Origin of the sequence: Vibrio sp. M60_M70, assembly GCF_037162085.1 — a bacterium.
Taxonomy (GTDB): domain Bacteria; phylum Pseudomonadota; class Gammaproteobacteria; order Enterobacterales; family Vibrionaceae; genus Vibrio; species Vibrio diabolicus.
Map to the genome: position 1 here is coordinate 98,399 of NZ_JARLUL010000001.1, position 15,615 is coordinate 114,013.

10 protein-coding genes, 5 tRNA genes and 1 pseudogene are annotated in these 15,615 nt (G+C 46.1%); 10 read left to right on the top strand and 6 right to left on the bottom strand.

Translation table 11 applies throughout. The features are described from left to right. Positions 1 to 312 precede the first annotated feature (312 nt). The 5 genes from P4S59_RS00480 to P4S59_RS00500 all read left to right on the top strand — a co-directional run bounded on the left by P4S59_RS00480 (position 313) and on the right by P4S59_RS00500 (position 868). Positions 313 to 389, top strand: a tRNA-Arg gene (locus tag P4S59_RS00480). A gap of 34 nt (positions 390 to 423) precedes the next feature. Further along, positions 424 to 499, top strand: a tRNA-His gene (locus P4S59_RS00485). Positions 500 to 568: 69 nt separating this feature from the next. Next, positions 569 to 645 (top strand) — tRNA-Pro (locus P4S59_RS00490). 46 nt (positions 646 to 691) lie between these two features. Continuing rightward, positions 692 to 767: transfer RNA gene (locus P4S59_RS00495), tRNA-His, on the top strand. A 24-nt stretch (positions 768 to 791) separates the two neighbouring features. Then, a tRNA-Pro gene (locus P4S59_RS00500) sits at positions 792 to 868 on the top strand. Between the two features lie 452 nt (positions 869 to 1,320). Here the strand turns inward: P4S59_RS00500 and P4S59_RS00505 are convergent. Beyond that, positions 1,321 to 1,908: pseudogene (locus tag P4S59_RS00505) on the bottom strand (HAD-IA family hydrolase); the annotation flags it as partial. A gap of 685 nt (positions 1,909 to 2,593) precedes the next feature. Here P4S59_RS00505 and P4S59_RS00510 point away from each other — a divergent pair. The 5 genes from P4S59_RS00510 to P4S59_RS00530 all read left to right on the top strand — a co-directional run bounded on the left by P4S59_RS00510 (position 2,594) and on the right by P4S59_RS00530 (position 9,208). Continuing rightward, positions 2,594 to 4,309, top strand: a complete 1,716-nt coding sequence (locus P4S59_RS00510; protein WP_005379108.1) for a dipeptide ABC transporter ATP-binding protein — start codon at positions 2,594 to 2,596, stop codon at positions 4,307 to 4,309. A 92-nt stretch (positions 4,310 to 4,401) separates the two neighbouring features. Beyond that, positions 4,402 to 5,955 (top strand): ABC transporter substrate-binding protein, encoded by a 1,554-nt coding sequence (locus P4S59_RS00515; RefSeq protein WP_005394355.1) that lies wholly within the window; start codon positions 4,402 to 4,404, stop codon positions 5,953 to 5,955. A gap of 145 nt (positions 5,956 to 6,100) precedes the next feature. Beyond that, complete coding sequence (locus P4S59_RS00520; RefSeq protein ID WP_031780394.1) at positions 6,101 to 7,078, top strand: ABC transporter permease; 978 nt, start codon at positions 6,101 to 6,103, stop codon at positions 7,076 to 7,078. 2 nt (positions 7,079 to 7,080) lie between these two features. Further along, positions 7,081 to 8,037, top strand: coding sequence for an ABC transporter permease (locus P4S59_RS00525; protein ID WP_005394358.1), 957 nt, complete (start codon positions 7,081 to 7,083; stop codon positions 8,035 to 8,037). A gap of 157 nt (positions 8,038 to 8,194) precedes the next feature. Then, positions 8,195 to 9,208, top strand: coding sequence for an SPOR domain-containing protein (locus P4S59_RS00530; RefSeq protein WP_301949317.1), 1,014 nt, complete (start codon positions 8,195 to 8,197; stop codon positions 9,206 to 9,208). A 76-nt stretch (positions 9,209 to 9,284) separates the two neighbouring features. Here the strand turns inward: P4S59_RS00530 and P4S59_RS00535 are convergent, their stop codons facing one another. The 5 genes from P4S59_RS00535 to P4S59_RS00555 all read right to left on the bottom strand — a co-directional run bounded on the left by P4S59_RS00535 (position 9,285) and on the right by P4S59_RS00555 (position 15,611). Further along, complete coding sequence (locus P4S59_RS00535; protein WP_012841245.1) at positions 9,285 to 9,428, bottom strand: hypothetical protein; 144 nt, start codon at positions 9,426 to 9,428, stop codon at positions 9,285 to 9,287. Further along, positions 9,418 to 11,739, bottom strand: a complete 2,322-nt coding sequence (locus tag P4S59_RS00540; RefSeq protein ID WP_337167856.1) for an acid phosphatase — start codon at positions 11,737 to 11,739, stop codon at positions 9,418 to 9,420. The genes P4S59_RS00535 and P4S59_RS00540 overlap by 11 nt, the downstream gene beginning before the upstream one ends. 262 nt (positions 11,740 to 12,001) lie before the next feature. After that, on the bottom strand, positions 12,002 to 13,564 hold the full coding sequence (locus P4S59_RS00545; protein WP_337167857.1) for a hypothetical protein: 1,563 nt from the start codon (positions 13,562 to 13,564) through the stop codon (positions 12,002 to 12,004). Continuing rightward, a complete protein-coding gene (locus tag P4S59_RS00550; RefSeq protein ID WP_005394366.1) occupies positions 13,564 to 14,136 on the bottom strand; it encodes a sigma-70 family RNA polymerase sigma factor in 573 nt (190 codons plus the stop codon). The genes P4S59_RS00545 and P4S59_RS00550 overlap by 1 nt, the downstream gene beginning before the upstream one ends. A 2-nt stretch (positions 14,137 to 14,138) precedes the next feature. Continuing rightward, a complete protein-coding gene (locus P4S59_RS00555) occupies positions 14,139 to 15,611 on the bottom strand; it encodes a chromosome partitioning protein ParA (protein ID WP_337167858.1) in 1,473 nt (490 codons plus the stop codon). Between the last annotated feature and the right edge of the window lie 4 nt (positions 15,612 to 15,615).

The following is a 15,615-nucleotide window of genomic DNA, read 5'->3' on the forward strand; positions in this document are numbered from 1 at the left end:
GTAAGTGACTTACCTATTTATATAGTTAGAGTATTAATGCCGAGCAGAGAAATCACTAAATTCCACTGAATGGCATAGAATGATTAGACAACTTGGTTGCAGCTGTTAAATCAATGTAAATAATGGGTGATTATATCCCGATAACTTGTTGCAATAAACAACAAGTTATCCATGACAGGGCGTGAATCACATCAAAAATTCAGTTTAAAGGAAGATAACTGTCGAAAAAGAGACCAAACGATAAAAAAAGTAAAAAAAGTACTAGACGGCATAGTGTGATATCCGTATTATTCCACTCCGCCGATAGGGCATGCGCCCGTAGCTCAGTTGGATAGAGCGTTGGCCTCCGGAGCCAAAGGTCGAAGGTTCGAATCCTTTCGGGCGTACCATTGCCTCGGAGGATACATCGGTAAAAAATCAGTGGTGGCTATAGCTCAGTTGGTAGAGCCCCGGATTGTGATTCCGGTTGTCGCGAGTTCAAGTCTCGTTAGCCACCCCATTCTTTCTTTTTTAGATTGAATGCGGTAGCATTGCTCCCAATCTTGATTTAATCAAGATAAAACATCGTCGGTGAATAGCGCAGTTTGGTAGCGCATCTGGTTTGGGACCAGAGGGTCGGGGGTTCGAATCCCTCTTCACCGACCACTATTTAGTTTATGGCTGAGATAGCGGTAAACATGACAATTTGATGGTGGCTATAGCTCAGTTGGTAGAGCCCCGGATTGTGATTCCGGTTGTCGCGAGTTCAAGTCTCGTTAGCCACCCCATTCTTTATTTAAAGAATACATGCTCGGTGAATAGCGCAGTTTGGTAGCGCATCTGGTTTGGGACCAGAGGGTCGGGGGTTCGAATCCCTCTTCACCGACCACTATTAGAAAGCCTGCTTTTTAGCAGGCTTTCGTCGTTTTAGAGTTTATGATCTCGCTTGGACTGTATTAGTCGGCAATGTATCAATGGATTTGAACCCAAGTGGGGTTCGCCTGAAGTTAGAATACGGCTCTTCACCGACCGCTATTTAGAGCCCCAGTCGAAAGACTGGGGCTTTTTTGCATCTATCCTCTTAAAAGCATCTGCATTCGATTTCAATTTCACCAAAAGTGTACAGCTCTAGGGGCTTTTGACCACCTATGATCCAAATGCTTTTCGAGCTGACAAAATAAACCCCAGAACGAAGTCTGGGGTTTTGTGTTTTTCTAATCCGCTACTTTTATTGGGCGAGTGTTTTAAGGATTTCTCTCAGCTCTACCGTTTCTTGGATTTCAAAATTTGGCGTTATATCTGTTGAGTTACTTGCGCCTGTCGCATTTACCCACACACTCAAAATACCCATATTGTTAGCGCCTGCTATATCTGCTGGTAAAGAGTCGCCAATGTGTAGGGCTTCTTCTGGTTTTACTTCGACCAAGTCGAGCGCTTTTTGGAAAATGCTCGCAGCGGGCTTCTCTTCGGGCTCTTCTCCCCCACAATAATATGGTCCACCCAGTCGCTCATCTGTGTCGCGTTGAGTTTTGGGTGTTGAGAAAAAATCGGGCCGTTAGTGATCACGACGAGTTTATAATGCTGACGAAGGTCGCTGAGCATTTCTTTTACACCAGGGAAGAAAGTGAACGCGCCCATACGTGCAGAATCAAAGTAGTCTTGAGCTTGTTGAGCCTCTTCGACATTAATGCTGACTCCGTGCTCCGCCAATATGTTTTGGATCAGGCCACAACGGAACGCGTTTTCATCAGGTAGCAGAGCCACAAGGTGAGGGAATTCCGCATTCAGCTTCTTGTACACACCCTGTAAGTAGCGCTGTAAAAAAGCTTGTGGTTCGGTAACTTGCGGGTAGGTCTTATGAATCCAAGTCGTAAACTTTTGTCCTGCAACTTTATCGGCTTGTGACGTCGCACATAAAGTCTCGTCCATATCAAAAAAATCGCTTTAAGCACAGGGGCTCCTTTCATTTACAGCTTGGCTCTAACAATGATTATCTATTATCCCACTCTCAATTGTGCCGTAAAGGGTTAAAACCGACGTGTTTCACCTACAATGGGAGAGTGATGGTAACCGCACTTTCTTTTGTTTAGTCAACAAACCGCTTAAGCGGCGCATAATCGTCGTCGAAAGAGGATTTGTGTGGTTTTGCTGTTGTGTTCACGTTTTAGCCTATCCTTTCTCTTTCTAAGTTTGGCTTTTTATATTTGCCGACTATTTTATTAATAGTTTTTTATGTTGAAAAATTGCTTTTCGCATACGACATTGTTTGTTAAATGTTAATAATTACACATGAATAGTATGGTTAATGATCCTGGTTGGCTCATGCTTGTTTTTAGAGCATTTTTCTAGTTTTATTGGTGCATGGCGCACAAAAATAGTGTGATATGAAAATGGTTAAATACTTGTTAATGCATTTTTATTCGCTCATTGTGCGTTTATTTAATGTTTTCTCGGCGGAATATACTTTAATTGTTGCTTTTTTGTGTGATTTTTGCCAAATTGTTTCCGCATTAAGATTTCAGAGTATTATTCTGAATTTGAACGGATTCATTCAGGTGATGAATGGTGCCTTTGGCGCGATTCGATACCACAGACAAGGCAGTAGAGGTCTGAAATGTCACTATTAGAAGTGAAAAACCTTCGTATTGAATACCCATCCCGACACGGCGTTCACGCTGCCGTGAAGTCACTTTCTTTTCATATTGAACGTGGTGAAATCGTGGGTGTTGTTGGCGAGTCAGGTGCGGGTAAATCCACCGTTGGTAACGCCGTTATTGATTTGCTTAGCCCTCCAGGTCGCGTTGCTAGCGGCGATGTTTTCCTGGATGGAGAAAAAATTTCTGGTTTATCACCAGAAGCGATGCGTAAGGTTCGCGGATCGAAGATTGGTTTTATTTTCCAAGATCCAATGACCTCACTTAACCCACTTTTTACGGTTGAGCAGCAGCTGAAAGAGACGATCCACGCCAACATGAAAGTCTCTGATGAAGAGGCGTATCAGCGTGCGCTTTCTCTGATGCAGCAAGTTGGCATCCCGCAGCCAGAAAACCGCTTAAAACAATACCCACACCAATTCTCTGGTGGCATGCGTCAGCGTGTCGTCATTGCGATTGCTTTGGCTGGTGAGCCAGATCTGATCATCGCCGATGAGCCAACCACGGCACTGGACGTATCAATCCAAGACCAAATCCTCAACTTGATCCGAGAATTGTGTATCAAGAATAATGTCGGCTGTATGCTGGTTACTCACGATATGGGTGTGGTCTCCAACGTCACCGACCGCGTCGCGGTAATGTATCGTGGTGACTTGGTGGAGTTTGGGCCAACAGCCAAAGTGTTGGGCGATCCTGATCACTCCTATACTCGCAGCCTAATTTCAGCCGTTCCACGTTCAGACAGAAAGCTAGATCGCTTCCCTTTGGTCAGCTACATCGAAGAAGCGGCAGAAATGGAGCCACTCGACATCAAGAATCACTGGCTAGGACAAAGCCAGGATGAGCGCGAGTACACAGGCCCGCTTTTAGACGTGAAGAACGTTAATCTACGCTTTGTCACCAAAGACTCTTTATTTGAAAGCCGTCGCGAATACGTGCAGGCATCCAATAATGTGAGCTTTGAAGTGCATGAAGGCGAAACCTTTGGTTTGGTGGGTGAGTCTGGCTCTGGTAAATCAACCATTGCGCGAGTTATTGCTGGTTTATACCAACCTAACTCTGGTCAGGTGAAGTTTGAGGGTATTGACCTGACAGCTTTAACCTCTGAGAAAGAACGCCGCCCAATGCGTCGTCAAATGCAGATGGTGTTCCAAAACCCGTATACCTCAATGAACCCTCGTATGAAGGTATTCGATATTATTGCTGAGCCAATCCGTTTTCATAAACTGACGAAAAACGAGTCGGAAACTCGCCAAATCGTGAATGACCTTCTCGATCATGTTGGTTTGGGTCGTATGGCTGGGCTTAAGTACCCTCATGAATTCTCCGGTGGTCAGCGTCAGCGTATTTCTATTGCGCGTGCGTTGGCGACTCGTCCTCGACTTTTGATTTGTGATGAACCGACATCGGCACTGGACGTATCGGTACAGGCACAAATTTTAAACTTGCTGAAAGATCTGCAAAGTGAGCTGAACTTGACTATGTTGTTTATCAGCCACGATTTACCTGTTATTCGCCAGATGTGTGACCGAGTAGGTGTGATGCAAATGGGTACACTGTTAGAAGTGGCACCAACAGAACAGTTATTCACGGCACCTCAACACGAATACAGCAAAAAATTGATTTCTCTGATGCCTGAATTTACAGGCTTGCGAGAAGAGATCGAAACGGCATAAACCAAGCACCTCGCTTGGCTAACCTTTAGTCATAACAAAGACGCAAACACAACAACAAGGGATCCGTATCCCCGCATGAAGGAGTTATGCAAATGAAAACCATGAAAAGCAAATTAGCAGTGGCGCTAATGGCGGCGGGCCTAAGCTTTAATGCACTGGCAGCAGATATCAAAGTTGGCTACGCAGCTGACCCAGTATCGCTTGACCCACATGAGCAGCTATCAGGTGGCACACTGCAAATGTCACACATGGTATTTGATCCGTTGGTTCGCTTTACTCAAAAAATGGATTTCGAACCTCGTCTAGCAGAGAGCTGGGAGCGCATTAACGACACTACCGTTCGTTTTAAATTGCGTGAAGGTGTGAAATTCCACTCTGGTAATACCCTAACGGCTGACGACGTTGTATGGACGTTTGAGCGTCTACAAAGTTCTCCTGATTTTAAAAACATTTTCGACCCGTACGAGAAAATCGTCAAAGTGGACGACAACACGTTCGATCTTGTAACCAAAGGTCCTTACCCACTAGTGCTGCAAACTGCAACGTACATTTTCCCTATGGATAGCAAGTTCTATACAGGTAAAACCGCAGACGGCAAAGACAAGTCTGAACTAGTGAAGCACGGTAACTCATTTGCATCGACTAACGTATCTGGCACGGGTCCATTCATTGTGACTTCACGTGAACAGGGCGTAAAAGTGGAATTTGAACGCTTTAAAGATTACTGGGACAAAGAGTCGAAAGGTAACGTTGATAAGCTAACGCTTGTACCAATCAAAGAAGACGCGACTCGTGTAGCTGCGCTACTTTCTGGCGGCGTTGACATGATTCACCCGGTAGCACCAAACGATCACAAACGTGTGAAAGACGCAGACGGCATCGATCTAGTAACGCTACCAGGTACTCGTATCATCACGTTCCAACTAAACCAAAACAGCAACGAAGCACTGAAAGACGTTCGCGTTCGCCAAGCGATTGTTCACGCAATCAACAACGAAGGCATCGTGAAGAAAATCATGAAAGGCTTCGCGACAGCAGCTGGTCAGCAGAGTCCAACTGGCTACGTTGGTCACGATGACAAGCTAGTACCTCGCTACGATCTGAAGAAAGCAAAACAACTGATGAAAGAAGCGGGTTACGAGAACGGCCTGACGCTAACTATGATTGCGCCAAACAACCGCTACGTAAACGATGCGAAAGTAGCGCAAGCGGCAGCGGCAATGTTGTCTAAGATTGGCATCAAGGTTGATCTGAAAACTATGCCAAAAGCGCAATACTGGCCTGAGTTTGATAAGTGTGCGGCAGACATGCTGATGATCGGTTGGCACTCGGATACAGAGGACTCGGCAAACTTCAACGAGTTCCTAACTATGACTCGTAACGAAGAAACCGGTCGTGGTCAGTACAACTGTGGTCACTACTCAAACCCAGAAATGGACAAAGTGGTTGAAGCTGCAAACGTAGAGACGGACCCTGCGAAACGTGCAGCAATGCTGAAAGGTGTCGAAGCGACGCTATACAACGATGCTGCATTCGTACCGCTACACTGGCAAAGTGAAGCATGGGGCGCGAAGTCTAACGTGAAAGCCGCAGACATCGTGAACCCAATGGTAATGCCTTACTTTGGCGACCTAGTTGTCGAGTAATCATACTTAGTCATGACAGAGAGGGGCGCCAGTCCTTCTCTGTTTTCGACACTTGGCTCGGTTTATTTCAGTCGGATTGAGCCAGTTTTACAGACTGAATTTTCTCTCTAAGTTTAGAGATCTATGGATAGTTAAGGGGCAAGGAATGTTTTCGTTTCTGGTCAAGCGCCTGTTTCAGGCACTGATAGTGATGTTTGTGATCAGTTTGGTGGCGTTTGCCATTCAGGACAACCTGGGTGATCCGCTGCGTGAGCTTGTAGGTCAGTCGGTTTCGGAGTCGGAGCGCCAAGCGCTACGCGACGAATTGGGCCTGAACGATCCCTTTATCACAAAGTACACGCGCTTTGTGGGTAATGCACTGCAAGGTGATTTGGGTACATCATACTTTTTCAAGCGACCTGCGGTTGAGGTGATCCTCGATAAGCTGGTGGCAACATTAGAGCTCGTGTTTGGCGCGACGCTCATCATTATCGTTTTTTCTATACCACTCGGGGTGTATTCCGCGATTCACCCGAAGAGTGTCTTTACCAAATTTGTTATGGCGATGAGTAGTGTCGGCATCTCGATTCCGGTGTTCCTAACCGCAATCATGCTGATGTACGTCTTCTCCATCGAACTCGGCTGGCTGCCTTCCTACGGGCGAGGTGAAACCGCTAACGTGCTCGGTTGGGAATCTGGCTTCTTTACCATCGATGGTATTAAGCACCTTATCCTGCCGTGTATTGCGCTAGCGTCTATCATGCTGCCGTTGTTCATCCGTCTGGTACGTTCAGAAATGCTGGAAGTACTGAGCTCGGAATACATTAAGTTCGCCAAAGCAAAAGGTTTGAACTTACAAAAAATTTACTACCAACATGCACTTAAGAACACCATGCTGCCAGTACTGACGGTAGGTGGCGTGCAGATTGGTACCATGGTGGCTTACACCATCCTAACCGAAACCGTATTCCAGTGGCCGGGTACAGGCTTTCTTTTCCTAGAAGCAATCAACCGTGTCGATACACCGTTGATCACAGCTTACGTTATCTTTGTTGGTCTGATTTTCGTGGTAACCAATACCATCGTTGATTTGCTGTACGGCATCATCAACCCAACTGTGAACTTAACTGGAAAAGGAGCTTAATCATGAGCCAATCAAATGTAACACCAGCTCCTGAAGCCGCTCCATCTGCATGGCAGCGTTTTAAAGAGTCGGACTTCTTGTATTACTTCAAGCGCGACAAAGTGGCGATGGCAAGTTTTACGGTCTTTATGATGTTCTTAGTGTTGGCATTAGCTGCGCCAATTCTAGCTCCGACTGACCCGTATGATCTGACGTCTATCGACATCATGGATTCAGAGCTACCACCGTCTTGGATGGAAGAGGGCGATGAGCGTTTTGTTCTTGGTACTGATGAGCAAGGCCGTGATATTTTATCGACCATTCTTTACGGTTCTCGTCTGTCTTTGACGATCGGCTTTTTAGCCGTCGGTCTTCAGTTGATTTTGGGTATCATCATTGGTTTGTCGGCGGGTTACTTCGGTGGTCGTATCGATAGCTTCTTGATGCGTTTTGCAGACGTACAGTTGTCATTCTCGACCATGATGGTCGCGATCATCGTGTCGGCCATTTTCAAAGCCAGCTTTGGCAGCGATTTTTACAGCCAATACGCGGTGGTGATGCTGGTGGTGATCATCGGTGTGGCTGAATGGCCGCAATACGCACGTACCATTCGTGCTTCAGTACTGGCTGAGAAGAAGAAAGAATACGTAGAAGCGGCACGCGTGATGGGCTTTAAAGCGCCACGCATCATGTTCCGTCACATCCTGCCGAACTGTCTATCACCAATCTTGGTTATCTCGACGGTACAGGTAGCGAATGCGATCATGTCGGAAGCGGCACTGTCATTCCTAGGTTTGGGTCTTCCTGTTGATCAGCCGTCACTAGGTGCGCTGATCAGCATCGGCTTTAACTACATCTTCTCAGGTGCGTGGTGGATTACTGCCTTCCCAGGCATCGTGTTGGTTACACTGGTTCTGGTTATCAACTTATTGGGTGACTGGTTACGAGATGTATTCAACCCGAAACTGTACAAAGGTTAAGAATTTTCCCGCCAAGCGTTGTAAATTCGCTTAATTCCTTCCTAAACTGAGAGCCGGATGCAAATTCCGGCTCTTTTTTTGCTAGTTATTCTTTGTTCACATTTTTTTGGCGCTTTGCCGCCATAATGACCTTACCCACTAATTTAGAGTGAAGTGTATGGAAATGAAGAAGGCACAACACCCATCTCGTATCTTCCAAGCAAGCCTAGCTTTCGGCTTGTTGCTGGTATGCGCCCAGTTTTCTAGCCCAGTATCGGCGGAGGAGTTCCTTTGCCAAGCTACTCAAGCCAGCGAGAAAGAACTGCCGATGCTTGAGAAAACGTGCCCAATTGGTAACGGAGTATGGGGAAAGAAAGTGCCGCAAGGAGGCAACTACCTCTACTGGATTCAATGCGGATTACTACCAAAGCCAATGTCACTCGCGAAAGCAAAGCCGCTTTACAGCAAGATTACGACCGACGTGTGGATGAAGCCGGAGTCCCAAGGTTATCGCTGTTTGATTGGGCCTTATAAAGATCTGTCTGATGCGAGGGGAGATTTGCGGGGAGTCAAAACCTTGTCGAATTACAAAGAGGCTTTCATCCGCGTGGTTGGAAAAGAGAATAAACAGTCTACGACACCATCTAAACCCGCAGTGCCGTCGAAATCAACCGCATCTTCGGTTAAGCCAACACCGACGGTGACCCCGAAACCCACGCCAGCTCCTGCCGTGCGAGCTGATACCGACGCCTTTAAAGCACCGGAAGAGAAGCCAAAGACCAAGGCAAAAAATACACGTGATAACTCTTCCTCCAAGCCTGTTGCTAAGACCAAAGCGAAGCCGGTTGTGACAGGGAATGATGACATTGAAGTTCGGTTGAGAACCTCCTTACAAGGCAAAACGTACGTGGTGCCATATTTACTCGATCACCACAATCAGTTTTACATGGAATACGGCAAGCCGTGGAATCGTCTCAACTACGAAAACTCGCAAAAAGTATGTCAGCAACTGGGTATGAGCTTAGCCAGCCCTGCAGAATTCAAAGTGTTGAGGGCGTCTGGTGTGATGGAAAAAAATCAATGGCCACTGCAACTGCCGTATTGGGGCAAAGATAAGAAAGGTTTGTTCGCAGATCGTGAGCCAAACCAGCTCACCGGAACCTCATTATTGAACGTAGTGTGCGTGAAATAACGACTCAAATATTGCGGTCAAAAAGATAGAAGAAAGCCCCGAGTTCGGGGCTTTTTTGCGGTCTCAAATATTATCGCTATTTGAGTGGCGTTTCTTTGTGACAGTTGGAGCAGATATACACTTCTTTGATGCCGACCAAGCGTTCCCAAAGCGTTCTGCGTCTTCTACGCAAATGCACGCTATCACAGCAAGGGTTAACGATGGTTGCTTTAGTCATCATCGCCAGGCTCCAAAATCGGGAGTGAACTCGCGATGCTTGTCATGGCTTCTTTGTTGTGAGAGTACAGACCATATTCCGGCGCGGATTCATGACCGTTTTGCTCTTTACTCCAACGAATACCGATGTAGAAGTCACCAAAATCACGGTTGATGTAACGATGACGAGTTTTGTAATCTGACTCTGAGCCTGTTTCTTTTAGAATCAGCAGCTCACGGCCTTCATCATTCTGGATTTCCCAATTACCTGGAGTTTGGAATCCTGTTGGCATGAACGACGTGTAGTTGTAAGTATCAGCGTTGTACTCGTACGTACCTGACGAGTATTTCAGGACTTTGTCGTCGCCCGAGCCTTTACTTTCTACCATCAAGTCATGCTCTACCGTGCCGTGTTTGATGTGTTCTGCAACCGAAAGTGATTCTGCGAATGGTGTATTGCTTGAATCCATCCAGAACAGCTCATCATCTGAGATTTTAACGATCATCTGAGTGCCGTTATGCTCGGTTGTGTGCTGGTACAGCATTTCATACTCTTCGCCGTAGCTGTTGTATAGCTTGCCGTCTTTCAGCTCGACGTCTTCACAGTCTTTACTGTGGTATTCCGCGTAACCAGTTTGTTGGTCCAGATCGGCAAGAATAGCGTAGGCATCGTGTTCCCATGTGTTTTCTAGGAAGTCGCTGATGCTCGCTTTGTACTCTTGATTCATCTCATCATGGTTTGAGCCCCAGCAGAATAGTAGGCCTTCAGAGTCTTGCATCAACATGGCATAGCCAATTTCACCGTCTTTTTGTGCAAAGCTACCCATTTTCCACTCTTGACCGTTGAAGTGCTCGTGAGTGAAGCCCAAAGTCGGTACTACTGGTGGTGGCGTTACGCCTTCGATAACCGTTGGCATGCTAAGCGCAATCTGTACCGCGGTATGGCCATCTGTTGCGCTAATCGCAAGTGCTGCACCAGCTTCGCTCGCTTTTGTCGGTGTGCCTTTAATGGTGACAATCGCATTGCCATCCTCAGATACTGTTAGACCTTCAATGTCCACATAGTCCGCTGAGTAGTCGGTGATATGACCGTCTTTATCTTGGAACAAGCTAGAAATATCGAGCGTTTGTTCAAATACTTCACCTTGTTGTAGGTACCAACCATCAACGATGGACTGTAGATGCGCTTGTTCTGTTTCTACAACCATTGGTGGTAAGTTTGCCGATTCGATTTCGAACTTAAATACGGTGCTGACCGTACCCAAAACCTTACCTGAAGAATCAATGTCTTGCGCCGTTAGGACTATCTCAAAATCACCAGCTTTTTCTACGATAGCAGTCGGATATAGAACAATCAGGTTGCCAGTTTGCTCAACTTCAATGCCTGTGCCTGCTAAGTTGTGTGTCAGTTTGGTTGTCACAAGGTTTTGGTCTTTGTCTGTGAAAAGACCTTCGATGTTTAGTTCAACGCCATCAAAGCCTGCGCCTTGTACGATTTTTGGTAATTTGCCAAGCTTATCTTTAGCAGCCTCTTCGACGGTTTCGTTTACGGTTAGCTTGTTATTGATTGCCGTTTCAGGTGCTAAGTTGTCGCTATTTGGGGTCGCGTCAGTGATGATTGGACGTAGACTTGGGTCATTGATGTTTTCGCCGGATGCGATAAGACGATCGACTTCTTGGTTTGCCGCTTGAGCAAATTCAGTGGCCTTTTTCTCGTAGTTAGCTGGGTTTTGCGCTTTTGAGTCGGTCAGAATCTGAGCGGTTTTATGTAGTTCGGCGTTTTTTGTCGCATCTTCAACAAAATCACTGTACAGATCAATTGGTGCTTCTTCTGAGCCTCCTAGCGCTTGGTTTACCTTGGCTTTTGCGTCTTCTTCACTAATGGATGGATCTTTTGCCATTTCAATCGCAACAAGGTCTGTGATAGGTGAAATCACGTTTGACGATGTTGGTGCACGGAACACGATTTCGTGGGCCATGGCTTGGCCTGGATGATCCATATCAACCGTGTATTTGCCAGCGTACTCTTTAGCATCCAAAGCGATAAGCTGTTTCTGCTTTGCACCGTTTGGTGTAATGGTCTGCAGTGCTAGAGTGTTTTCTGGTTTTGCATCCAATTTAAGCTGACCTTTCTCATCGGTCAGACCAAGGAATGTTTCTTGAGTGTCCCATTGGCCGTTGTTGTTCGTATCTTCAAAAACAACTGCATGTTTGAAGTAGCCGTCAAAGCCAGTGATCACAACACCGTTGTTAGCACTGTTTGAACCACCATCTGAACCGCCACAGCCAGTAAGAGCGATAGCCACTGACGCTGCTAATAAACTCACCTTATTCATTATTCATTTGTCCTTGTTTCGTTTCCGAATGAGAAAGTCGCTTTTTTATTGTTTTTATCTTTCAATCTCACTAGTGAGATTGAAGAGAGTGGTGTCTTTTTAATGACTATTGAGCCTAGGTTCAAGACACGAAAAACCGCACAAAACCCGTAAAATTTATTTCTATTTTTTGTCTATGATGGAAAATTGATAATTTGATCACGGTTCCAGTTTTGTTTTTGGGATGATTATTTTGTCAAAATAACCATCTGTAAATAAAGGTTTATTGGGTGTCGGTAAGGACTGGGGCGTGATAAATCATGTTGATCTTAAATTCCTCAACGCGATCAGCAAATTGAGGGTGAGGTTTAAGCACATAACTGTAGACTTCGCCTGGAATGAATATGTCGTAATCTGTGTATTCAAGGTTGTAAAACATAAATGTCCGTTGCCAGTAATCATCTGGCCATTCAGCACAATGTATTGGACTTACGCCGTCAAAATCCATTGAGCTAGAGATAATATCGGCAAACTCGCCTCGCCCCGCTACGATAGAGCTGTACCAGTAAAATAAATAATCATGACAAAATAGGTCATGTTGGTTTGATTTCATATTGAGATCAGAGTCCAGTTTGTGCACTGGTTCGTTACCCTGAACACTTCTATCAAATATGTAGTTGCTAGCAGTCCCGTTTATGTAACCTCCTCCTGAAATGGGAAAGAGGTAGTCAAACAACGTTCCTTGATATTCGTACTCACCAGTGTGGACATTGATGCGTTTTTCCATCGATTGCTTGTTTTTTTGCATGGTGTAGCTTTCGAATTGTTTGCCATCAAATACGGTGGTGAAATAGTTCTGAGTCTCTTTATGAACCTGAGATGCGTATACCTTTTTGGTGGTCCAAATTTGGCGTACGCCGTGGACATAAACAATCAACGAGTCATCACTGATTTTGTACTCACCCACCTTTTTTAAGTCTCCCTTTTCAGGACACTGGTGTTTGTTGTTTGAGGCGGCATAACGTACCTCGTCATCCTCAAACTGAAACGCTTCGCAATACACCACTTCATACGCGTACGCGGTACCGCCAAGGTTTTGCGTCGTCTCCAAGCGATAGACAATGCCGCCAATTAACGGGTGTTCCGTGTCATTGTGACCTGGAGTGACAACAGGCAACTCAAAACGTGTTGTGACCCACGCATGGTCGCTGTCGCCGTGGTAATCATCACGCGCCGCTACCGCCAGGTATGTGGTGGTTTTAATGTTCTCTGGTGCACCTAGCACCATCATTTGTCCTTGGTTTAGCACCCTTAATCCATTGGCGTTTTCGAGCCAAATCCGAGTGGTGAGGAGATCACCATCCGGGTCTTCAAACAGTTGGTTAAGATTGAGCGAATAGCTAATCGGAGAGTTTTGGTTGAGCTCCCAAGCATAAATAATGGTTTGTAGCTGTTGTTCCACCGTGAGGTTGATGATGGGTTTATTGTTCTCTGATGGGTCCTCTTTTGAGCGGCTGTCTTCATAACCCACAGGCGAGTCGTAAAAAGAGCCGTCTTCTGTAGTATGAAATGGGTTCGTAACTGGCCCTGGTTGTCCTAAAATGGCAGAATTGAAGGCGTCATCACCGTCTTTTGTGTGGGCGTTCTCCAACGCAGAACCTGTCAACGCTTGCTTTACTTCAACTAAAGATGTGCGCTCATATTGACGATGTGTTCGCGTGGTTGATTGGCTTGTGCTGTCTGATGAGTCCGCCGCGGATGCCAAGCTGGATTCGTCTGACATGCAGTATACGCCGAGCAAACCAACGCAGATTGCGCCGATTATCCAAAACTTTTTGCTTCTCATTACGCGTGCGCCATTCGTGATTGCAACCAGCTGCGAGAGAATTTTAGGTCTTTCTCTATTAAGCTTGCGCTGCACTCGAGCAGTTCACTGATTTCTTGGTTTTTCATTCCCATTAAATACTTGAGTTTGAGTGCACTTGATTGGCGTGGGTAACGGCTACTGAAGTTATCCAGCGCTTTATCCATGATAATCAATTGCTCGAAACGATCTTCTTCATCTCTCATCAATGTGATGTGTTGACGCTTTTGTGCTTGGTGCGAGCGTGCGTTATCGATCAAGATTTGACGCATCACTTTGGCGGCCATCAAAAAGAAATCACGTTTTGTTTCAATTTCACTCATGTCGCAGTTGGACATCTTCAGGTAAGCATCGTGAATTAATGCCGTGGTGCTGTTGACGCTATCGGCCAATACCTTGTTGTCGGTGCCGTACTTTTCCGCGTTTCGTTCACGCTCGTGTTGGGCGATCTTACGTAACTGCAAATACGCAAATTGGTAAAGCTCACTCTCGGCTTGTTTATCACCAGATTGCCATTGTTGAATGATTTGTGTCAGTGCTACTGCTGTTGCCATGGTTATACATCCTCGCTCACTTTGACAAATTCAGAAATGGTGTGGGTTTCAATGCGATCAGAGCCGTCTCGGTTGCGGAGAACATCTTGTTGATAGCGATATAAAATGCCTTGTTCCCAAGTTGCGCCAGCGGGCAGATATTCCCAAGTGGTGTAATTGATTTCGGCAGGGGTCGTTGACCAACGTACCATGACATTCATTTGCGCAAGCTCGGCTTTGGGTTCGTCATTGTTGACCCACCACATGTCCGCATACTCTTGGGTGACATCTTGTGTGTATAGGCTTGCGTCGGTTGGACAGGTGTCTGCATTGTGTGGCAGTCGCATGACTTGTTGGTGGCGCATCAATAGGCACGATTGTGTCATGGACTGCTGGCGGTATTGGGTCTGCTGCCATACCCCGAGGTAGTCGATGTCGTGTTCGTTCGTGTTGGGGTAGGTAAACCACAGCATTTCTGTACGATTGTGGTGGTGGATGTTTTTTTTACGCCCAAGGCCTTGTACTTTTTCCATCAGTAGCTCAGTACTTGGATCAAAGTTGAGTGCAACGGAGCGGTATTTCCAGTCGCCTTCATCATCAAAGTCTTCGAGAGAGAAACCATTCAAGTCGTTGCGGGTGCACCCAGTGATTGAGCAACCGACGATATTAAACCAATCCGCAAATTTGCTTATCGGCTCGACAATATCTTCCGTGATAGGGCGCTTCATCGAGAGGAAACAGCCTTGAAAATGGTCGCCAACGCTTGGGTGCTCAATCAATGAATCTTTGGTGATGGTGAATCGAGTTTCACCAAACGGAGGGCGATATTTAGGATGATGTTGATAACGTAAATCGTAAGCACAAGCGCGGCCTTGCCAATCTTTCTTTTTGATCACGATGTTTTTGAACGTCATGCCGCGAGGTTCGAAGATGATCTCATCTGAGGCAAAGTTTTTCTCAATGTACAGCTGGCTTTCGTTTAAGTGCTCAATTGCCTCATCGACAGACACCCAGTCGAGATTGAGGTGACGTTTGGCGTCATCCAGATAATTGAGGTCAAGGCCCTTGAGCTGGTTTTGAAAGCGAGCATCAGACAACACGCGGTTGGCTAAGACAATTTCCTTACGATTCTCAGGCGTACTGTCGAGAGAGAGCAGCAGGCGCGTCATATTGATGCTACGACTGGGTTTGGTTGTTGCCATCGTCGGTGTAAGCACTTCTTGGCTCGATAAGGTTGTCAGCAGATAACCTTTATCATCGTTGCCAAGGAAGAAACTAATCACATCACCAGGTTGGTAGTGAAATGCCCCTTGCTGAGTGACGCCAGTGATATTGGAACTGGTTTTGTAATACAAGCCAGTCACTGGCGCATCGATAAAGTAGCCTTGCTTCAAGGATGAAGTGGGCGGGTGTGAAGTGGCAGCAGAAGTGTCTGCTGCTAACGTGGAGGTAGCCGTCAATGCAGACAGCCAAAATACCACTGAACGTGTATACATCTTG

Excerpts from the sequence above, each read along its gene's own strand:
- P4S59_RS00510 (WP_005379108.1), top strand. The coding sequence starts at position 2,594 with ATGTCACTATTAGAAGTGAAAAACCTTCGTATTGAATACCCATCCCGA.
- P4S59_RS00515 (WP_005394355.1), top strand. The coding sequence starts at position 4,402 with ATGAAAACCATGAAAAGCAAATTAGCAGTGGCGCTAATGGCGGCGGGC.
- P4S59_RS00520 (WP_031780394.1), top strand. The coding sequence starts at position 6,101 with ATGTTTTCGTTTCTGGTCAAGCGCCTGTTTCAGGCACTGATAGTGATG.
- P4S59_RS00525 (WP_005394358.1), top strand. The coding sequence starts at position 7,081 with ATGAGCCAATCAAATGTAACACCAGCTCCTGAAGCCGCTCCATCTGCA.
- P4S59_RS00530 (WP_301949317.1), top strand. The coding sequence starts at position 8,195 with ATGGAAATGAAGAAGGCACAACACCCATCTCGTATCTTCCAAGCAAGC.
- P4S59_RS00535 (WP_012841245.1), bottom strand. The coding sequence starts at position 9,428 with ATGATGACTAAAGCAACCATCGTTAACCCTTGCTGTGATAGCGTGCAT.
- P4S59_RS00540 (WP_337167856.1), bottom strand. The coding sequence starts at position 11,739 with ATGAATAAGGTGAGTTTATTAGCAGCGTCAGTGGCTATCGCTCTTACT.
- P4S59_RS00545 (WP_337167857.1), bottom strand. The coding sequence starts at position 13,564 with ATGAGAAGCAAAAAGTTTTGGATAATCGGCGCAATCTGCGTTGGTTTG.
- P4S59_RS00550 (WP_005394366.1), bottom strand. The coding sequence starts at position 14,136 with ATGGCAACAGCAGTAGCACTGACACAAATCATTCAACAATGGCAATCT.
- P4S59_RS00555 (WP_337167858.1), bottom strand. The coding sequence starts at position 15,611 with ATGTATACACGTTCAGTGGTATTTTGGCTGTCTGCATTGACGGCTACC.